The organism is Hyphococcus sp. (assembly GCF_041986965.1).
Lineage (GTDB): Bacteria > Pseudomonadota > Alphaproteobacteria > Caulobacterales > Parvularculaceae > Hyphococcus.
In genome coordinates, this window is sequence record NZ_JBHIXB010000001.1 from 1,102,333 (window position 1) to 1,120,805 (window position 18,473).

17 protein-coding genes and 1 riboswitch are annotated in these 18,473 nt (G+C 59.1%); of the genes, 12 read left to right on the plus strand and 5 right to left on the minus strand.

The features are described 5' to 3' along the window. Nucleotides 1–32 precede the first annotated feature (32 nt). The gene (locus ACFC5L_RS05505; RefSeq protein WP_375201277.1) at nt 33–1,061 is read right to left on the minus strand and encodes a helix-turn-helix domain-containing protein; all 1,029 of its coding nucleotides are present in this window, start codon (nt 1,059–1,061) and stop codon (nt 33–35) included. A 150-nt stretch (nt 1,062–1,211) separates the two neighbouring features. Between ACFC5L_RS05505 and ACFC5L_RS05510 the strand changes: the two genes are divergently transcribed. Further along, nucleotides 1,212–2,504, plus strand: coding sequence for an adenylosuccinate synthase (locus ACFC5L_RS05510; RefSeq protein ID WP_375201276.1), 1,293 nt, complete (start codon nt 1,212–1,214; stop codon nt 2,502–2,504). Here the strand turns inward: ACFC5L_RS05510 and ACFC5L_RS05515 are convergent, their stop codons facing one another. Beyond that, nucleotides 2,505–3,650 carry an FAD-dependent oxidoreductase gene (locus tag ACFC5L_RS05515; RefSeq protein WP_375201275.1) on the minus strand — a complete coding sequence of 382 codons (1,146 nt, stop codon included), beginning with the start codon at nt 3,648–3,650 and terminating at the stop codon, nt 2,505–2,507. A 135-nt stretch (nt 3,651–3,785) separates the two neighbouring features. Between ACFC5L_RS05515 and ACFC5L_RS05520 the strand changes: the two genes are divergently transcribed. From ACFC5L_RS05520 to ACFC5L_RS05545, 6 genes are all read left to right on the plus strand, one after another. Continuing rightward, complete coding sequence (locus ACFC5L_RS05520) at nt 3,786–4,250, plus strand: thioredoxin domain-containing protein (protein ID WP_375201274.1); 465 nt, start codon at nt 3,786–3,788, stop codon at nt 4,248–4,250. A gap of 599 nt (nt 4,251–4,849) precedes the next feature. Beyond that, entirely contained in the window at nt 4,850–5,173 is a 324-nt protein-coding gene (locus ACFC5L_RS05525) for a hypothetical protein (protein WP_375201273.1), read from the plus strand. A gap of 10 nt (nt 5,174–5,183) precedes the next feature. Beyond that, nucleotides 5,184–5,972 (plus strand): phosphodiester glycosidase family protein, encoded by a 789-nt coding sequence (locus ACFC5L_RS05530; RefSeq protein WP_375201272.1) that lies wholly within the window; start codon nt 5,184–5,186, stop codon nt 5,970–5,972. Nucleotides 5,973–5,992: 20 nt separating this feature from the next. Beyond that, nucleotides 5,993–6,484, plus strand: coding sequence for a GFA family protein (locus tag ACFC5L_RS05535; protein WP_375201271.1), 492 nt, complete (start codon nt 5,993–5,995; stop codon nt 6,482–6,484). Between the two features lie 72 nt (nt 6,485–6,556). Then, nucleotides 6,557–7,885 (plus strand): M20/M25/M40 family metallo-hydrolase, encoded by a 1,329-nt coding sequence (locus ACFC5L_RS05540; RefSeq protein ID WP_375201270.1) that lies wholly within the window; start codon nt 6,557–6,559, stop codon nt 7,883–7,885. A 12-nt stretch (nt 7,886–7,897) separates the two neighbouring features. Then, nucleotides 7,898–8,650 carry a hypothetical protein gene (locus ACFC5L_RS05545; protein WP_375201269.1) on the plus strand — a complete coding sequence of 251 codons (753 nt, stop codon included), beginning with the start codon at nt 7,898–7,900 and terminating at the stop codon, nt 8,648–8,650. 6 nt (nt 8,651–8,656) lie between these two features. On the opposite strand, the gene ACFC5L_RS05550 is transcribed toward ACFC5L_RS05545, so the two are convergent. Further along, entirely contained in the window at nt 8,657–9,403 is a 747-nt protein-coding gene (locus ACFC5L_RS05550) for a class I SAM-dependent methyltransferase (RefSeq protein WP_375201268.1), read from the minus strand. Nucleotides 9,404–9,520: 117 nt separating this feature from the next. Further along, nucleotides 9,521–9,655, plus strand: a riboswitch (TPP riboswitch). Between the two features lie 49 nt (nt 9,656–9,704). Here ACFC5L_RS05550 and thiC point away from each other — a divergent pair. Further along, nucleotides 9,705–11,600, plus strand: a complete 1,896-nt coding sequence (thiC, locus tag ACFC5L_RS05555; protein WP_375201267.1) for a phosphomethylpyrimidine synthase ThiC — start codon at nt 9,705–9,707, stop codon at nt 11,598–11,600. 2 nt (nt 11,601–11,602) lie between these two features. Here the strand turns inward: thiC and ACFC5L_RS05560 are convergent, their stop codons facing one another. Then, the gene (locus tag ACFC5L_RS05560; protein WP_375201266.1) at nt 11,603–12,718 is read right to left on the minus strand and encodes a TIR domain-containing protein; all 1,116 of its coding nucleotides are present in this window, start codon (nt 12,716–12,718) and stop codon (nt 11,603–11,605) included. 1,356 nt (nt 12,719–14,074) lie between these two features. On the opposite strand from ACFC5L_RS05560, the gene ACFC5L_RS05565 reads away from it, so the two are divergent. Together ACFC5L_RS05565 and ACFC5L_RS05570 are read left to right on the plus strand one after the other, a co-directional pair. Continuing rightward, nucleotides 14,075–14,734 carry a hypothetical protein gene (locus tag ACFC5L_RS05565; protein ID WP_375201265.1) on the plus strand — a complete coding sequence of 220 codons (660 nt, stop codon included), beginning with the start codon at nt 14,075–14,077 and terminating at the stop codon, nt 14,732–14,734. A gap of 97 nt (nt 14,735–14,831) precedes the next feature. Then, nucleotides 14,832–15,023 carry a hypothetical protein gene (locus ACFC5L_RS05570; protein WP_375201264.1) on the plus strand — a complete coding sequence of 64 codons (192 nt, stop codon included), beginning with the start codon at nt 14,832–14,834 and terminating at the stop codon, nt 15,021–15,023. A 234-nt stretch (nt 15,024–15,257) separates the two neighbouring features. On the opposite strand, the gene ACFC5L_RS05575 is transcribed toward ACFC5L_RS05570, so the two are convergent. Next, nucleotides 15,258–15,974 carry a sulfite exporter TauE/SafE family protein gene (locus ACFC5L_RS05575; protein ID WP_375201263.1) on the minus strand — a complete coding sequence of 239 codons (717 nt, stop codon included), beginning with the start codon at nt 15,972–15,974 and terminating at the stop codon, nt 15,258–15,260. 114 nt (nt 15,975–16,088) lie between these two features. On the opposite strand from ACFC5L_RS05575, the gene ACFC5L_RS05580 reads away from it, so the two are divergent. Both ACFC5L_RS05580 and ACFC5L_RS05585 read left to right on the plus strand, forming a co-directional pair. Further along, nucleotides 16,089–16,964, plus strand: a complete 876-nt coding sequence (locus tag ACFC5L_RS05580; protein WP_375201262.1) for a cytochrome c — start codon at nt 16,089–16,091, stop codon at nt 16,962–16,964. Between the two features lie 126 nt (nt 16,965–17,090). Next, nucleotides 17,091–18,380 (plus strand): O-acetylhomoserine aminocarboxypropyltransferase, encoded by a 1,290-nt coding sequence (locus ACFC5L_RS05585; protein ID WP_375201261.1) that lies wholly within the window; start codon nt 17,091–17,093, stop codon nt 18,378–18,380. Nucleotides 18,381–18,473: the final 93 nt, after the last annotated feature.

The window sequence follows — 18,473 nt, forward strand, 5'->3', positions numbered from 1 at the left end:
GTCGTCCGGATACGTGTTTTCGGACGTCCGGATCAGTTATGTTGGGCGTTGCGACGGCGGTATTCGCTGGGTGTTACGCCCAGTTCTTTCTTGAAGACTGCATTGAAGCTCGATTTTGAGGTGAAGCCCGCCTCAAAGGCGATGTCGAGGATTGTCGCGTCGGGCCGGGCGTTCAGCATGGCGCAGACATCGCTGACCCGGAATGCGTTGATATAGTCGCAAAAGCTGCGCCGGGCGTTCGCGTTAATCGCGCGGGAGACGTCGCGTTCCGTCAGATTGGCGACGGAAGCCACTTCGGACAGGGTCAGGTGCGGCTGGCGCTGGAGCGCATCGGCGCGGATTTTTTCGTCAATACGCAGGAACAGAGTTTCATCTGCGGGAGCTGGCGTTATTTCCGGCGGACTGGCGCGTTCGCTTTCCGCCAGTCCCTTGAAATAATCCGGCTGGGTGATCGCGCGCCAAACCAGCGCGCCCATAAGCGCGCCGCCTGCTGTCAGCACACCGGCATAGGAGAGAGTTTCCATCAGCGGACTCTGCACGCTGCGCGTGAACATGCGGATGGCGTCGATCACGGTTAGCGCTGCAAATCCGGCGAAGACCTGTGTGATCCAGTTGAGCCGGATCGAGGCCGCGTCGGAGCGAGTCGAGGCGGTCTCGGCGTGGTAGCGACCGATGAGCCGGATAGTGAGCACGCCATAGGTGATAAGGCTCACCAGCGCCGCGAGATGAATGAAGTCAAACCACTGGGCGAGGGGGATGGCGATTAGCGCCGGAATGAAATGGGGATAAATTTGCCGCCAGTCATGGCCGTCCGCGAAGATCAGCCGCCGTACGAAAATATAAAACAGCGGCCCATAAACAAGGCCGAATGCTGGCGTGACGAGAATAGCGCCCGGCAGGAGGCGTGTTTCTTCTAGCGCATTGAAGAGCATATGGACTGAAAACAGAATGAGAAGCGCAGCAAGCGCGCGCAGGCGCCGCCGCGGCGAGAGAATCAGTCCGGCAGTCAGGCTCGCCGAAGCGAGCGCCCATTGCAGCATATTGATCATTTCGACGGTCATGCCCTGGCCCCTTCGCGCGCCGTACTAGCGTCTTTCCCGCGTAATCCTGCCAGCGAAGTCCATGGGCTGGCAAACCCTCGCTTCCCGCGTTGACCGGGCCTCCGAAAGCCCTATGGTGCGCCGCGTTATCACTGATTTCTGGAGGCCGGTATGGCGGATGTGGCGGTCGTCGGCGCGCAATGGGGCGACGAGGGCAAGGGCAAGATTGTGGACTGGTTGTCGGCGCGGGCCGATGTGGTTGTCCGCTTTCAAGGTGGGCACAATGCCGGTCATACGCTCGTCATTGACGGCGCCGTTTATAAACTCTCGCTGCTTCCCTCCGGCGTTGTCCGCAAGGGCTGCGTCGGGGTGATCGGCGCCGGCGTTGTCGTCGATCCTTTCGCGCTGCTTGCAGAAATTGCCCGCATCAAGGAACAGGGCGTCGAGGTGACGCCCGACAATCTGATGATCGCAGAGAACGCGACGCTGATCCTTCCCGTGCATTCCGAACTCGACGCCATGCGCGAGAGCTCGGCTTCCGGCGTCAAGATCGGCACCACCAAGCGCGGCATCGGGCCGGCTTACGAAGACAAGGCCGGGCGCCGGGGCTTGCGCGTCATTGATCTCGCCAATCCTGAGACGCTAGCGGCGAAAGTTGAAAACCTGCTGGTTCATCACAACGCCTTGCGCCGCGGGTTTGGCGCGGCGGAGCTTGAGGCTGATGCGCTGGTCGCTCAATTGAAAGAGATCGCGCCGAAAGTGACGCCGTTCATCCGGCCGGTCTGGCGTGAGCTTGATCGCGCGCATAAGGACGGCAAGCGTATTCTGTTCGAGGGCGCGCAAGGCATGCTCCTCGACGTGGATCACGGCACTTATCCTTACGTCACCTCGTCCAGCACTGTGGCGGGACAGGCGGCGACCGGCTCCGGCGTCGGCCCGCGCGCCGTCCATTATGTGCTTGGCATTGTCAAAGCCTATACGACGCGCGTCGGCGAAGGACCGTTCCCGACAGAGCTGCATGACGACATCGGCAAGCGTCTCGGTGAGCGCGGCCATGAATTCGGTACGGTGACGGGCCGTCAGCGCCGCTGTGGCTGGTTCGACGCTTGCCTCGTGCGCCAGTCCCTCAAGATCGCCGGCGTCGACGGCATCGCACTGACTAAGCTCGATGTTCTTGACGGTTTTGAAGAGTTGAAAGTCTGCGTCGGTTATAAAATCGGCGGTGAGGAATTCGATTACCTCCCGGCGGGCATGGATGCGCAAGCGGGCGCCGAGCCGGTCTATGAAGTCATGGAAGGCTGGTCGGGCTCTACGGAACGCGCGCGGTCATGGGCCGATTTGCCGGCAGAAGCGGTGAAATATGTCCGCCGCATCGAGGAGCTGATCGAAACGCCGGTGGCGCTGGTTTCAACCAGTCCCGAACGCGACGACGTCATCCTCATGCGCGATCCGTTTCAGGACTGACTAACTCTTTTTTGCTTTTGCGGCGTCGGCAATCCGCTGCGCGATCATGGCGTGACCGTCGATCATGCGGATGCGTTCGGTTTCGCTGGGCTCTAACGACCAGTCGCCCATTTCCACCGTGCCGCCGAGCAGGATCGCGCCCTTGCGCGGAAACATATAGAGATAGCCGTCCGGCGTGCCGTGCACATAGCCGTAATCAACTTCCGGCTGCGGCAGCAGCATCGTCAGCTGCCCGCGCGCAGGACCTAAAGTCTCGTCGCCGAAGAGCGCGCGTGCGCCGAGCCCCGTGCAGTTGAAGATCAGTTTTTCCTTCAGATCGAAAACGTCGTCGGTTGTTTCAAAACTTTTCTGAACAATGCGCCCGCCTGCATTCTCTACATCGCGCATCAGCGCGCGCAGATAAATGTCGGGATCGATCATCAGCGCATGATGACGCTCCACATAGCCATAACCGAAATAGCGTTCGGGATTGATTTCCACGGCGAGCCCGGCGTAAAGATCGTCGCCTTCGTAATAGGGCGTGCGCGCCCGTAGGGGCGGCTCTTCGCGCAGGCCCAGATAGCGCATGTAATAGACCCCATAGGCGGGGTCATTGGCGAGATGCTGGAATGCGCGGTTGGCGATGCGGGCCGCGCGCCGAAACTGCGCCAGAAACGCCTCGCTGACAGCATCAAGCCCGTCAAAGAGGGTTGTCGGATGCCAATAGGCGCCGGCGATGTTGGACGTGGTGTGGGGCGGCAGCGCGGCGCCATAGACGCTGACCTCATAGCCGCGCCGCAACAGAAGGAGCGCCGTCGTCAACCCGTTCACCCCGGCGCCGATGACCGCCGCGCGGCGCTCATCAAGTCCTTCGGCCAGTTCCACGGCAAGTTGCGCGCAGCCCCAGGAGAGCGTGACGCCGCAACCGCCATGGCCGTAATTATGAATGACGTCGCGGCGGCCGAATTTTTCATGCTCCAGCCGGAAGCCGCTGCCGCGATAGGGCCGGAGACCGACAACCGTGCGGATTTCCCGCGAGGGCTGGGAGAGGACGGGCGCATAGGGCGCATCAAACGGCCTCGCGTAATCGTCGGCGGCGCGAGCGGGCAAGGCCGCCATGGCGGGCGAGATCGCCGCTGCGGTCAGGAATTGTCGCCTCTGGATCATCGGATCATCCTTCCTCGCTGTCGCCGCCCCATCTTTTCGCCAGCCGTGAGGTCAGGCAAGCTCCCATCATCGTGAGAAAGGTCTTACTGGCGCGACAAAGAAGCGCTGACTAGAATGGCCTCGAAAGGATCATTCATGAAGCGGGTCAAAACTTTTATTTTTCCAGCCGTTTTGGTTATCGGCGTCGCTATGTTCGCGCTCGCCGGGCGCGATGCCGCGAGTGGGGCCGACTATACGCTCGACAGAGAGCCGGAAGTGATCGCCGCGACCTTTTCATCCGCCTGGTGCTCCTCCTGCAAGATTCTCAAGCCGCGTCTTGCCGAAGTGATGCCGGACTTCGCCGACAAGCCGGTAAAATTCGTGGAGCTTGATTTTACCTTCGGCGAGCGCGGCGACATTGAAGACCAGGCGCGCGCAGAAGGGCTTGAAAAGATCTATCCCCGCTTCAAGGGCGCAACCGGATTTACGCTGCTTGTCGATCGCGAGACGGGCGAGATTCTCGACAGCCTTACGGTGAGTTACGATAAGAACGCCATGCGCAGCGCCATCGCGCAGGCGATCGCTATCGCCGCGCGCAATGAAGCGAGTGACGGCGATTAATCTTTATACAGAAGACTATATTTTGAATGGGTTTCGCCTTGTGAAATGAGGCCCTGAAAGACATTGTGAGTTTGTAACGCACGCCGATTTTGCTTGCGTTTTCGCCCTGTTTGAGTCACGCTTATTCCTGTTCCGAGGGGCGTCCCGCCTGTCGCCAGTGAGCGACGGCTTGTGCGACGCGCAACTCTACGACCCTTCCGGTCGCGAGCAATGTGCGCCAGGGAGCCAGGGCAATTGGGACTGAGATGAACCCTTTGAACCTGAACCGGGTCATGCCGGCGCAGGAACGGAGCCGCAACAGGCCTCTCACCTAAAGCAGGGGGAGGGTCTAAAGCCGATTTCCTCATCGCTGGATCTGAAAGCTTAAGCGGCGATGAGGAGAGCGGGTTAAGTGAGTTGACGATTTAGCTTCAAATGTCCGGTCCGTGCAGAACTGACCGGGGCGACATCTTCTGCGGACGTCGGTTTTATGGGCGGCCGCATGGAGGTTGCGTTCTTTTGAGTCATCCCCACTCTGGCCCACTTTGGCCCAATTTGGTCGCAATGCTGTGGCGCTATAACTGGCGTTATTATCTACATCCATGCGACAGGGGGTTGTCATGAAAAAATTCATTTTCCTTTTATTGACCATAAGCGTTTCCGGGGGCGCCGTGGCGCAGCCGACGGAACCGCGGGCGCCGATGAGCGGAATGATAAATGTTGATCGCGCCGTCATCACCAATGGAGAAGAAACGCTGTCGACCCTTTTAAAGAAAGGCTACAATATCATTCATGTGGACGCGCCAGCGGGGCAGTTGAAAGCGCGTTTCATTCTTCGCAGGGATGCAAAGCTCTATTCCTGTGAGCAGACGATTTGGCGTAGCGGCAACAGCCCGGACGGCGCCCGCGCGATTTCAACGCCCTGTCTTGATCTGACGCCGTAAAAGAGCAAGCTTGCCAGATATGCTGCGCCTCACAATGCTCACCGTCGCTGTGCTTTTCGCCGCTTCCGCGCCTGCGTCAGCGTGCGAAACGGCGCGTCATGAAGCTGTCGATTATGTCGTCTGCCGGTTCGATCCTGCGACGGACGATATCCGGCTGTTCCTCAATGATGCGGAAGGCAAACCCTTTGGCCATTTCAACTGGGTGAAAGACGCGCTGGCGGCGCGAGGGGAACGTCTGGTCTTCGCCATGAACGCCGGCATGTATCATGAAGACCGGGCGCCGGTCGGCCTTTTTGTCGAACAGGGCGAGGAGCTGGCGGCGTTAAATACCAATGACGGGCCCGGCAATTTTCATCTGAAGCCGAATGGGGTGTTTTGGGTGTCGGAGGACGACCCCGAACAGAAAGCCGGCGTATCCGCCGTGAAAAACGGCGCCTATAAATCGCCGGAAACTGTTTCCTTCGCCACCCAGTCCGGGCCCATGCTGGTTATCGACGGCGACATTCACCCGCGCTTTCTCCCGGATTCGGATTCGCTGAAACGCCGTAATGGAGTCGGCGTCACCGAACAAGGCGACGTGATCTTTGCGCTGGCGGACAGCCCCGTCAGATTTTACGACTTTGCATCTTATTTTCGCGATGTCCTGAAAACACCGAACGCCCTTTATCTCGACGGAACCATATCGCGGCTTTATGCGCCGGAACTGGAGCGTAACGATCCCGGCGCCGCCATGGGGCCGGTCATTGGCGTTGTGACGGAAGAAAATGTAACGAAAGCGAAGAACGCTGAAACTGAATGAGGCGGCAATGGAGGCCTGACATGCCAATGACGCTTGAAGGCGGATGCCGTTGCGGCGCCGTGATGTTCACTGTCGACAGTCATACGCCGGTTCCCTATCAGCGATGCTATTGCAGCATTTGCCGTAAGACAGCGGGCGGGGGCGGTTACGCCATCAATCTCGGCGCGTTAAATGACACGCTGAAGGTTAAAGGAAGAAAACACATTGGCGTTTACAACGCCGTCATCGACCGTGGCAAAAAATCAGTGACAAGCTCCGGCGAGCGTAATTTCTGCAAAAAATGCGGCGCCGCGCTCTGGCTTTACGATCCTCACTGGCCTGACCTTGTGCACCCCCACGCCTCCGCCATTGATACGGACCTGCCAACGCCGCCTTCGCTGGTGCATTGCCTGCTAAAAGACAAGGCGAGCTGGGTGACGCCGAAGATAGGCCCCGATGACCAGACTTTCGATCATTATCCGGAGGAAAGCATCGAAGACTGGCACAAAGCGCGCGGCCTTTGGGTGGAATAAAGCCAGACTTTGCAATCAGCGCGGAAACCGGCATGCTGCCGGCGCCGGATGTCAGAGGAGTCTTTCTTACTCGTGAAAATCATCATCGCTGTTTTCTGTTTCGCCCTGTTTCCTCTCACTGCTCTCGCTCAGGAGGCGCCTCCGGCAGAAGCTGCTGCGCTCGCCGGTGACGAAGCGGCGATCGTCGCGCGCGTCGACGAGAATTTCGACGCGTCGCTGGCCATGCTCGAAGAGATTGTGAACATGAATTCCGGCACGATGAATCATGAGGGCGTGCGCGAGGTTGGCCACGCTTTCACCGAACCGTTTGAGGCGCTGGGTTTTAAGGTCGAATGGCTCGAACAGGATGACGTCAATCGCGCCGGTCATTTTCAGGCTGTGAAGAAAGGCGATACAGGCGCCCGGCTTTTGCTGATCGGTCATCTCGATACGGTGTTCGCCAAAGACGGCGATTTTCTTGAATGGCGGCGCGACGGCGATATCGCCACGGGGCCGGGCGTTGTCGACATGAAAGGCGGCGACATTGTCCTCCTCTACGCGTTGAAGGCGCTCGATGATCTCGATCTTCTGGGCGATGCGGCGATCACGGTCATCATGACCGGCGATGAAGAGATGAGCGGCAAGCCCATCGACATTTCCCGCAAGGCGCTCATCAAAGCGGCGAAACGCGCCGACGTGGCGCTTAATTTTGAAGGCGGCGGCGACGGTGAAGTGGTGACGTCGCGGCGCGGGTCTTCCGGTTGGACGCTGACCACGACCGGCGTGCGCGCGCATTCCAGCGGCATCTTCTCTGAAGATGTCGGCGCCGGCGCGATTTTCGAAATGGCCCGCATTCTCGATGAAATTTACGAAGCCCTGGCGCAAGAGGAATATCTTACCTTCAATCCCGGCGTGATCGTCGGCGGCACCGATGTGCAATATGACAAGGACGCCACCCGCGGCGCCGCCTTTGGCAAGACCAATGTCGTCGCCCAGAAGGCGGTTGTCGATGGCGGCTTGCGGTTCATTTCAGAAGAGCAAAAAGAGTCTGCACGCGAACGAATGCGCGAGATTGTCGCTGACCACCGGCCGCAGACCGGCGCCGAAATCACGTTCGAAGACAGCTATCCGGCGATGACCCCGACAGAAGGCAATGAGGCGCTGTTGGCGATCGCATCGGATGTGAGCGAGACCTTGGGACAGGGACCGTTGACGGGCAATGATCCGTCAAAACGCGGCGCGGCCGATATTTCTTTCGCTGCGCCTTATGTCGCCGCATCCATGGACGGGCTCGGCCCCAGCGGCGGGCGCGGCCACACGCCGGAAGAATGGCTCGATATTCCTTCGGTCAAGGACGCGACGGCGCGCGCGGCGGTTCTTATCTACCGCCTGACGCGCGAGGATGCGCCGCGTTTCCAATAGCGGGAGAGCGAGATGAGTGATGCAGCGCGCAGCATCGTAATCGACAAACGATTTTGCGGTCCCAAATCGTCCGGCAATGGCGGTTATTCCGCTGGGCTGTTTGCACAAGCAATCGACGGGCCCGCGGCGGTGATGCTGAAAGCGCCGCCGCCGCTCGATAGGCCGGTCAGCCTGCGCGATGCGGGAGAGGGCGCCTTCGAAGCGGTCTCGGGCGAGACGGTGATTGCGAAAATTGAGCCGGCGACGGTCACGGTTGCGTCGCCGCCAATCCCTGACGATGCGGCCGTCGCGCAAGCCCATGACGATTTTCTGAAAGATGAAGACGGTTTTCAGATCATCCCCTATTGCTTCGTATGCGGAAAAGAACGCGCGCCCGGCGACGGTCTCAGGATTTTTTCAGGCCCCGCGCCGGACAGTTCCGTCAACGCCGATTTCTGGACCCCGGCGGCGGACCTTGCCGGCGATGACGGCCTCGTGCGTCCAGAGTTTTTGTGGGCGGCGCTCGATTGTCCGACCGCCTACGCCCTGCGTGTGGGAAACCGCATGACCCTGCTGGGGCGCATCGCCGTGGAGATTTTCCGGCGGCCCGAACCGGGAGAGCGCCTCATCGCGGCCGCCTGGCGCGAGGGGGAGGATGGGCGCAAGCATTATTCGTCATCCGTCCTGCTTGATGAGAAGCGCAACATCATCGCCGCGGCGAACACGCTGTGGATCGAACTCAATGATCCGGCGCTGATTGAAAAATTACGGGCGGAAAACGCCTGACGACGGTCAGTCCCAGCCATTGGAGGGTATGCCCCGTCCGCCGATCGGTACGGCCGGCATGCGTTTGTCGTTCGGGCGGGGCCTGAAGTCAGGGTGCAGGAAAAGCGACGTCGCGGTCCGGTAATGACGCAAGGCCCGGAAGTCGAACATGTCGATTTCGATCAGGTCGAGACTGCGCAGATACTCGGCGGTGTTCGGATACCATTCCGAATTGTCGAGAATGATGAACCCGCCGGGCTTCAGCAAACGCGACACGGCTTTCGCGCATTCCAGCCGGCTGCCCGCCGGGTCGATGCAAATAATGTCAAAGCCGCCCTCCATCCCGGCGAGGGTCTGGCTGAGGGCGCCGCGATCGATGAGCACGGTTTCCACATTGTCCAGCTGACGGTCGTTCAACTTTTTCGCCCAGCCCGCATCGGTTTCAACGGCGGTGACGGTCTTGACGCGCTTGGCGAGAAAGACCGTCGAACTACCGGTGCCGATCTCCAGCACATCGGCCCAGGAGAGGTCCTGCGACATCAGATATTCAATGAGCCCGTAGGACCACATGGGAATCTCTTCGCCATTGCCGAGGATCGGCCGGTCCTCTTCCTGTGAGCGGGCGAACCCGAAATCGCTGATGAGGATGTTCATGAGCGAGGCGAGAAACGCCGTCGGCAGCGGCAGGCGGAGCAGGCTACGGCGCTGCATGGCCGCCTCGTCCTCATTTTTACTGAGATCGGCCCTGACCCAGTAGCTTTCTTCGTCGCTCATACCGCCTCGCTTGAGCCTTGTTTCCGCGCCGCGGCAATGTTTCGGAAATTGAAGGTGAAATCAACGCCGCCGGGCCGGTCTTCCTTGATGACCGCCCGCCGATTTGCTAGGGATGCCCCTCATTCCGAGGGGCGCCGGCGGCACCGGCTGAGACCTTGTTTTTTCTCTTCCCACAGGAAGGGGAAACGGCACAGGGGCACCCTTTGAACCTGATCGGTTAAGACCGGCGTAGGGACGGAGCCAGCGTTTTTCTCCATTCAACGTGCGGAAACCGGTCGCCATATGAAAGCGAGCGCCCGTCATGAACAAACACATCCCCCAATCCGACTTCAAAACCCCGGAAGTGACGACCGGGCCGCTGCCGTCCTCGCGCAAGACCTATGTGGCGGGCGACCTTCACAAGGACATTCGCGTGCCGGTGCGCGAGATCGATCTGCATCCGAGCGCGAATGAACCGCCTGTGCCGGTCTATGACACCTCCGGCCCGTACACCGATCCCAATGTGACGATTGATGTTGAAAAGGGTCTTGCGCGCACGCGCACCGAATGGATCAAGGAGCGGGGTCATGTTGAGGAATATGACGGCCGCGAGGTGAAGCCCGAAGACAATGGCGGCGCCTCGGGCAAACATCTCGCCCGCGAATTCCCGATCCGGAACCGCCCCTTGCGCGGCACGGGAACCGGCCCGGTCACGCAATATGAATTTGCGAAGGCCGGGATCATCACCAAAGAAATGGAGTTCGTGGCGATCCGCGAAAATTTGGGCCGCAAAAAAATGATCGACGGCGCGGAGGCCCGCGTCGAACAGGGCGAGAGCTTCGGCGCCGACATTCCACCTTTCATCACGCCGGAATTCGTCCGCGACGAGATCGCGCGCGGCCGCGCCATCATTCCGTCCAATATCAACCACCCGGAAATTGAGCCGCAGATCATCGGCCGCAACTTCCTCGTCAAGATCAACGCCAATATCGGCAATTCCGCCGTCGCTTCTTCCGTGGAAGAAGAGGTCGACAAGATGGTCTGGGCGACACGCTGGGGCGCGGACAATGTCATGGATCTCTCCACGGGCCGCAACATTCACAACACCCGCGAATGGATCATCCGCAACGCGCCGGTCCCCATCGGCACGGTGCCCATCTATCAGGCGCTGGAGAAAGTGAACGGCGTCGCCGAGGACTTAACGTGGGAGGTCTATCGCGACACGCTGATCGAGCAATGCGAACAGGGCGTCGATTATTTTACGATCCATGCCGGCGTGCGCCTGCCCTACATTCATCTCACCGCCGACCGCGTGACGGGCATTGTCTCGCGCGGCGGATCAATCATGGCGAAATGGTGCCTCGCCCATCACCGCGAGTCGTTCCTCTATACGAATTTCGAGGAAATTTGCGAGATCATGCGCCGCTATGACGTGTCGTTCTCGCTGGGCGACGGCCTGCGCCCCGGTTCGATTGCGGACGCCAATGACCGCGCGCAATTCGCCGAGCTCGAAACCCTCGGCGAACTGACGAAAATCGCCTGGGACCATGGCTGTCAGGTGATGATCGAGGGGCCGGGCCATGTCCCCATGCACAAGATCAAGGTCAACATGGACAAACAGCTGAAAACCTGTGGCGAGGCGCCGTTCTATACGCTGGGGCCCCTGACCACCGACATTGCGCCGGGATACGATCACATTACGTCGGGCATCGGCGCGGCGATGATTGGCTGGTTCGGCACGGCGATGCTTTGCTATGTGACGCCGAAGGAGCATCTCGGGCTCCCCGACCGCGACGACGTCAAGGTCGGCGTGGTGACGTATAAACTCGCGGCGCACGCGGCGGACCTCGCCAAGGGCCACCCGGCGGCGCAGCTGCGGGACGACGCGTTAAGTCGCGCGCGCTTTGAGTTCAGGTGGGAGGATCAGTTCAATCTGTCGCTCGATCCTGAAACCGCGCGCGACTTCCACGACCAGACGCTGCCCAAGGAAGCCCACAAGGTCGCCCATTTCTGCTCCATGTGCGGGCCGAAATTCTGCTCCATGAAGATCACGGCCGAAGTCCGCGACTACGCCGCGGGCATGAGCGACAATGAGAAAAAAGACCTCGAAAAGCTCAGCCAGGAAGGCATGAAAGAGATGTCCGAAAAATACCGCGAAATGGGCTCGGAGCTTTATCTGGAGGAAGAGGCGGTCAAGAAGGCGAATGAGGGTTTGTGACCTCAGACTTTAGGAATGGGGTTATTTTTTATATCATTTATTGCTTCCAACAATTTGATTGTTGCGTTGCCGTCTAGCGTATCCCCACTGTACCGCACTTCATAAAGCCCTTGGAGGTTAGAAGGAAGCTCGACTCCATCCCTAACTAAAAGAATAAATCTGCGGCCGTATAGTGCCATGGCTGCGCCAATCTCAATGAGCACATTTGGGTTGATGACGATGACTTCGTTTGCATCCTTATCGAGCATTTTCGTTTCTTCATCCACATGTATGATAGCTGCGCTACAAGCCCGCATATCATCCATCACTTTTTCTGGAACTGGCTTGGAGACGGATTGTTTATCCACTGACACGACGGCCGTAAGCTCGCCAAATGCGAGCAATTTTTTTATTGGTTCAATGAATGCTTTATTTTTCCCATGCGTGATAAAAACATGACGTGATCGCGCGTCGCCGGGGTTATGCGGAGGCAAGACACTTGCGCCGTCATCTAGTTTGTCGCCACCTTTCGGTAAGTCAATTTCTAAGTCTGTGTCATCCAAGCTTTCATCGACATCGATAGGGCTGATCGATGAAAGGTCTGATGTTAAATCAATATAGGTCTTTCCCTTTATGTCTTTGGTTAGCCCATACTTTTTCGCGCTCTCAACAATTAGCGCAAAAATTTGAGAAGTACGATCCGAGGGCACACCCATATCTTCAAGAACATTTTGGGCAATTTTTTCCGGCGGTAACGGTGAGTCGTTATATCTCGTCAAAAATTCATTCAGTATACGCGGTTTTAATAATGCCTCCCGTAATGCGCTGGCATCATCACCTTCTTTTAAAGGTTTTGTCGCACGTCTTCCGATATCTGTTAGCGCAATTTCGCTCGCATTATACGCGCCATTGGTTAGCCCATATGCGACAGCAGCCCCGGTAAGCTGCCGGAAGTGGCTTGAATTAGGTGCCATGTTGAGTGCCGCTGCAACGTTCAAAGGCTTCGTCGGAGAGCTTGCATAGTTTTCCGAAATTGCCTGAGCTACTCGTACTGCTTGCTCTAATGGGTATGCTGGAATATCAGTTTGCGAGACGCGTTGGCGTTTCGTCGAATTCTTCTTCGTGCTTTTCTTTGCCATCGTGATCTCCAAAGTTATTCTTAGTTCACGTTACCGGGTATGACACGTCGGCACGCAATAAGCGCAACCGTCAGCAAACGTATAACGGCGTTTTGCTTCTAAGACTGCGCTCGTACAATCCAGATGCCAGCCTAAATCTTCCCGGTTCTCCAGAGCTGGGGGGTAAGGGCACGAATTATCGTCAATATGTACTTCGTGATATCCGTCAGACTGGGCATTTTTATTGACATAATACTGGGGCATTATGGACCTACTTTCGTTCCTATACAGAAAGGATTCCCCGATTCTTTAATTTGACTACTACCGGGTGTGGTGGATGGAAAAGTATTAGATACTAGATTTTGATTTTGGGTCAGTGCTGGACAGAGGTTTAGGCTGGTGCCCAAGCTGGCAGGAGAACCCCCTCCGGTCCTTCGGACCACCTCCCCCGTAAACGGGGGAGGAGAAGGCTGCGCTTGTGGCAAAGTCCCTCTTCCCCCGCTTGCGGGGGAAGTACCCGCGAAGCGCGGGATGGGGGTGTCATGTGAGTAAGCAGGGGCGCAGGCGCGGCGGCAAGCGAGTAGGGCGGGTTAGCGCAGCGTAACCCGCCATTTTACCGGGAAACGGCGGGCCGAGGCCCTCCCTACTGAAAACCTCTCCTCCCCGTCATCCCGGACGCGCTGCAACACGAAGTGTTGCTGCGCAGATCCGGGATCTCCTTCGACCAAGCGCACCCTTGAAAGCGATCCCGTGTTGGCAGCGCACCACTTCGTGTTGCACAGCACACGGAATGACGAAGTGTATGGTGGGCGATCCCGTGTCTGCAGCGCGTCATTTCATGCCGCGCAGCGCACGGGATGACGGCGGGCGAGTTTGAGATCAGGGGCCGCAGGGGGCGGCGGCAAGTATACCCCCATTCCGGAACCCGTGGATAAAATTTCACCAGTTTTTTTCCTGCCGTATAATCCTTGGCAGTCCGGATAGTGAGAGGCGGTGAGGCCTGCCGTTCCCATCGGTCCGGATTGCGGCGCGCAGGGCGCGGGGGTTGCGAAACGGAAATCCTCGCGCGCTGGCCGGTCGCAGAGGCCGGGCTTTCTGGCGGCTTTAACTCTGGCGCCTAAGAAACGTCAGGGGTCGTCATTACGGCCGGTCCCGCCGATGCTGAACAACGCCGCAAATGCGGGGCGTGATGCGCCCGATTACTTACCAAGTGCGATGGACGTTTCACGCCCCGCGCCTCTCATCTCATGCGTTCGCGTCAACATTGGCGGCGGCGGAAAGAAGCTATGCCGTGCGGGCGAGTGACGGGCGTCACATGGGTTGCGCGGCTTTCGTGGCAGGGTTCGGCGAAAAGGCATCGAAAGGGGAGTTGAGACAATGAAGAAAGCAGCGATCATCATGGCGGCGTTGGGCGTCGCCCTCGCGGCCTGCGGCGGCGAGAAGGCGGAAACCGGCAATGGCGGCGGAACGGGCGCAGCGGCGAACGCCAACGAAGACGCCGGGATGGTGGCCGCGCGCGAGGCCGCGGAAGCTTTTGTTCCGGAAGCGGATCAGTTCGGCGTCAAGCGGTTCAAGATCGTTTATGAGCTTGAAGGCCAGACAGACGGTATGCGCACCATGTGGGTCGAGGATTACGGCGCCCGCGTCGGTCTTGAATTTGATGCGCGAACGTATGGTGAAGCGGACGTAAGCCAGATGTACTGGAACGGCGAGAAAATGTTTCTGCGCCGCAAGCCGGACGATCCTGTGTTTCCGACGATCAGGGTCAAGGACTCCGAGCCGACCTCCTTCGCCGTAACCGACGCGGCGGATCTGACACGCGTCGGCTATGAACGCCTCGGCGAGAAAACCATTGCAGGCAAAACCTGCGAGCACTGGAAAAACGAAACGCTCAATTTCGAAGGCTGCCGCTGGAACAATATCGAGCTTGAGTTCCTCAACGGCGCCGGCACGGACAGGATCATCCAGCGAGTGACCGCCGTTGAATACGTGGAGGGCGAGGGCGTGCCGGATCGGCTCAAGGCGCTGGCCAAATAAATCCGCCGGTCTACGGGCGTCTTACAAAAAATTCGGGGGCGCCTCTTGCGCTGCGCATAGCAAATGTATATACATTGGCTATCGAAGAGATAACGATATGGTGCGTCCCGTGGCGGATGAGAAGCGGGCTAAAAAGAATAAAAAAGACAGCCAGCTTGTCATCCGGCTGAACAGGGAGCTGCGCGACCGCTTCGTTGATCTTTGTGAAGAGCTGGACACCAGCGCGGCGCGTGAGTTGCGCGGGTTCATGAAAGATTTTGTGCGCAAGCACGAAGACAAACAAAAGTGAGGAGTTTTCCATGGCCAAGAAGAAAAAAGTCAAAGCCCTGAAAAAAGAAATCAAGTCGCGCAAAAAACGCATCGCGCGTCAGGAAACCAAACTGAAAAAAGCGAAAAAAGCATTGAAGAAAGCAGCGTAAAAAACGCGGCTCTTTTCTGAAACTTATAAACCGCCGGGCTTTCCCCCAAGCACCCGGCGGTTTTTTATTGCGCTTTTTTATTGTTGCGGCGTCAGCCCGGATTCTCAGCCGAGATTCATCGTCAAAATCACGACGCCCAGCACAAGGCATAATCCGTAGACCGCCTTTGAGAGTGCGGCCGCCGAAATCCCGGCGGTCAGGCGCCGGCCGATGAAACTCGCAATGATGACGCCGGGAATGCTGGCGGCGCAGGTGACCAGCACCTCCCGGCTCCAGAAGCCGGCGACCGCATAGCTCGCCGCGATCATGATGGCTACAGGCAGAAAGAACGCTTGCGTCACCGCGAGAAAACGTTCGGGCGGCCAGCGGCGCATGGCGCCGTAGAAAATGATCGGCGGGCCCGGAATATTATAGGCGCCGCCGAGAATGCCGCCCGCGAAACCGGCCGCGAACCGCCAGCGCCGGTCCTTGATTTCGACCGCCGCCGGGCGCGCCAGGGAAAAGACGCTGAAGGCGATGATGATGATCCCGAGCGCGATGAGCAGCGGTTCTTTCGGCGCGTTGGCGAGGAGATAAACGCCGATGGGAACGCCCGCCGCGGCGGCGATAATCAGCCCCGCGGCCTCGCCCAGGTGAAGCCCTTTGCGGTTCTGGAAGAGCATCACGGTGCTTAAGGAAATGCCGGTCAGCGCCACCAGCGCGGCCGCCGAGGGCGCGTCCATGACCAGCGCCAGCGCCGGCATGGCGACCAGCGCGAAGCCAAAACCGACGGCGCCCTGCAGGATCGCGGCGACAAAAAGAATGAGGAGGACCCAGACCATGACAGCGGTTTAGCGGGTTCGGCCCGGAAGGAAACGCCATGATGCGCAGCAATCCGGATCCCCGGCCGTCATTTGCCTGCTAAATTCGCGGCAGCAATCGGGGGAGAGCCGGCTTTGCGTATTTTTATGTTGATGGCGGCGGCGATCGTCGCGGCGCCGCTTTTGGGCGTTGGCGGCTTTTACCTGTTGAGCGAATCGAAATTCCGCGACGTCACGCGCGATCCACCGTTTGCCGCGCCGATCCCCACCGATGCGGCGTCCATTGAACACGGGCGCCATGTGACCCGCACGCGCGGCTGTTTCGGCTGTCACGGGCAACAGCTTCAGGGCAAGGACTTTGACGAGCAATGGGACTGGCCCGAACGCGCCGTAGCGCCGAACTTGGCGCTTTATGCGCGCGAGCATGATGACGCGACGCTTGAGGCCGCGATCCGGCAAGGGATCGGCGCCGACGGCAAGGCGCTCATCTCCATGCCCTCCTATAATTTTGCGCGGATGCGCGATGACGATCTCGCGGCGATCATCGCGTTTTTGCGGTCCGCGCCCGTCATTGAGATTGACCTGCCGAAACCGAAACTCGGCTGGGGCGTGCGCTGGAGCTTTTTTACCGGCGAGGAAAAACACATGGAGGAATGGGCCGACGCCGTGCCGCCCTTGCGGGTTGACGGTGAAGCGGCGCCCCAGCGCGCCCATGGCGAATATCTCGCCATGACCATGTGCAATGAATGCCACGGCCTCGATCTGCGCGGCGCGACATTGTGGGATGCGGTGACGCCCGATCTGATCATTGTCTCCGCCTATTCGCGTGAGGAGTTCGAAAAGCTGATCACTACGGGCGTCGCCATGGGCGGGCGTGAACTGGGCCTGATGCGGCTTGTGGCGCCGGACCGGTTCCCGGAACTCTCGGCCGAAGAGATCGACGCGCTTTATCTTTATCTCACTTCGCTCGCCGATGAGCCGATCCCTGAAGGTGTGTTCTGGCGGCCCTGAAACGCGCCGGGCCTTGTATGGCGCAAGAATCGGGTTGGCGGATCGCCGCCGCCCTACCGCGCGCCCGTCTTTCCCGCTAAGGAAGCGCTGTAATTTTCCCGCCGAGCGGGGCCAGCGGAGAGCGACATGACCGACGAAACGCCGAGCTATAATTTTGAGACTGCGCAGATCCACGCGGGCGCCGCGCCGGACCCGACCACGAAATCGCGGGCGACGCCGATCTATCAAACCACATCCTATGTTTTTGACGATGTGGATCAGGCGGCGCGGCTCTTCAATCTCGAAGAATTCGGCAATGTCTATACGCGGATCATGAATCCGACGACGGACGTTCTCGAACAGCGCGTCGCCGCGCTTGAAGGCGGCACGGCGGCGCTCGCCGTCGCCTCAGGGCATGCGGCGCAGCTTACGGTTCTGCATACGCTGCTGGAGCCGGGGGATCGTTACGTCGCCGCGCGCCAGCTTTATGGCGGCTCGGTCAATCAGTTCGATCACGCCTTCAAACGCTTCGGCTGGGAGGTCGACTGGGCCGACGGCGCAGACCCGGAAAGTTTCAGAAAAGCGGTGGGCCCGAAAACCAAAGCGATCTTTATTGAAAGTTTCGCCAACCCTGCGGGCGCGCCGACGGATATCGCGGCGATCGCCGCCGTCGCCAAAGAGGCGGGCGTGCCGCTCATCGTCGACAACACGCTGGCCTCGCCCTATCTCTGCCGCCCGATAGAGCTTGGCGCGAATATTGTCGTTCATTCCCTGACGAAATTTCTCGGCGGGCACGGCACCTCCATGGGCGGGGTGATCGTCGATGGCGGCAATTTCGACTGGTCGTCCGATGCGCGGTTCAAGCACCTTGTGGAGCCGAACGCCGACTATCACGGCATTGAGTTCTATCCAACCTTCGGGCCGATTGCGTTCGCCATCGCCTGCCGTGTCCTTGGCCTGCGCGCGCTCGGCCCTTCGATTTCACCGTTCAATTCATTCATGATTTTGCAGGGAATCGAGACACTGTCCTTGCGCATGGAGCGTCATTGCGAAAACGCGCTGAAGGTCGCGCAATATCTCGAAGGCCATGAAAAAGTCGCCTGGGTCGCCTATGCGGGGCTTGAATCAAGCCCCCACCATGCGCTGATGAAAAGAGTAGCGCCCAAGGGCGCGGGCTCGGTGTTCACCTTCGGGTTGAAAGGCGGCTATCCATCCGGTGTCGAGGTTGTCAAGAATGTGAAGCTGTTCAGCCATCTCGCCAATGTGGGCGACGCCAAGAGCCTGATCATACATCCAGCGTCGACGACCCACCGTCAGTTGACGGATGACCAGAAAGTCGCCGCCGGCGCCGGACCTGATGTTGTGCGCCTTTCCGTGGGCATTGAAAACGCTGATGACATTATCGGCGATCTGGAGCAGGCGCTGGCGAAAGCGTAAAGCGCGGCGTCCGGACGAAAATAACAGTATTTTCTATGGGTTAGCGTGTATTCGGGCGCCTTATGCGAACCAAGGGCGCGCATCCGTGTTAGC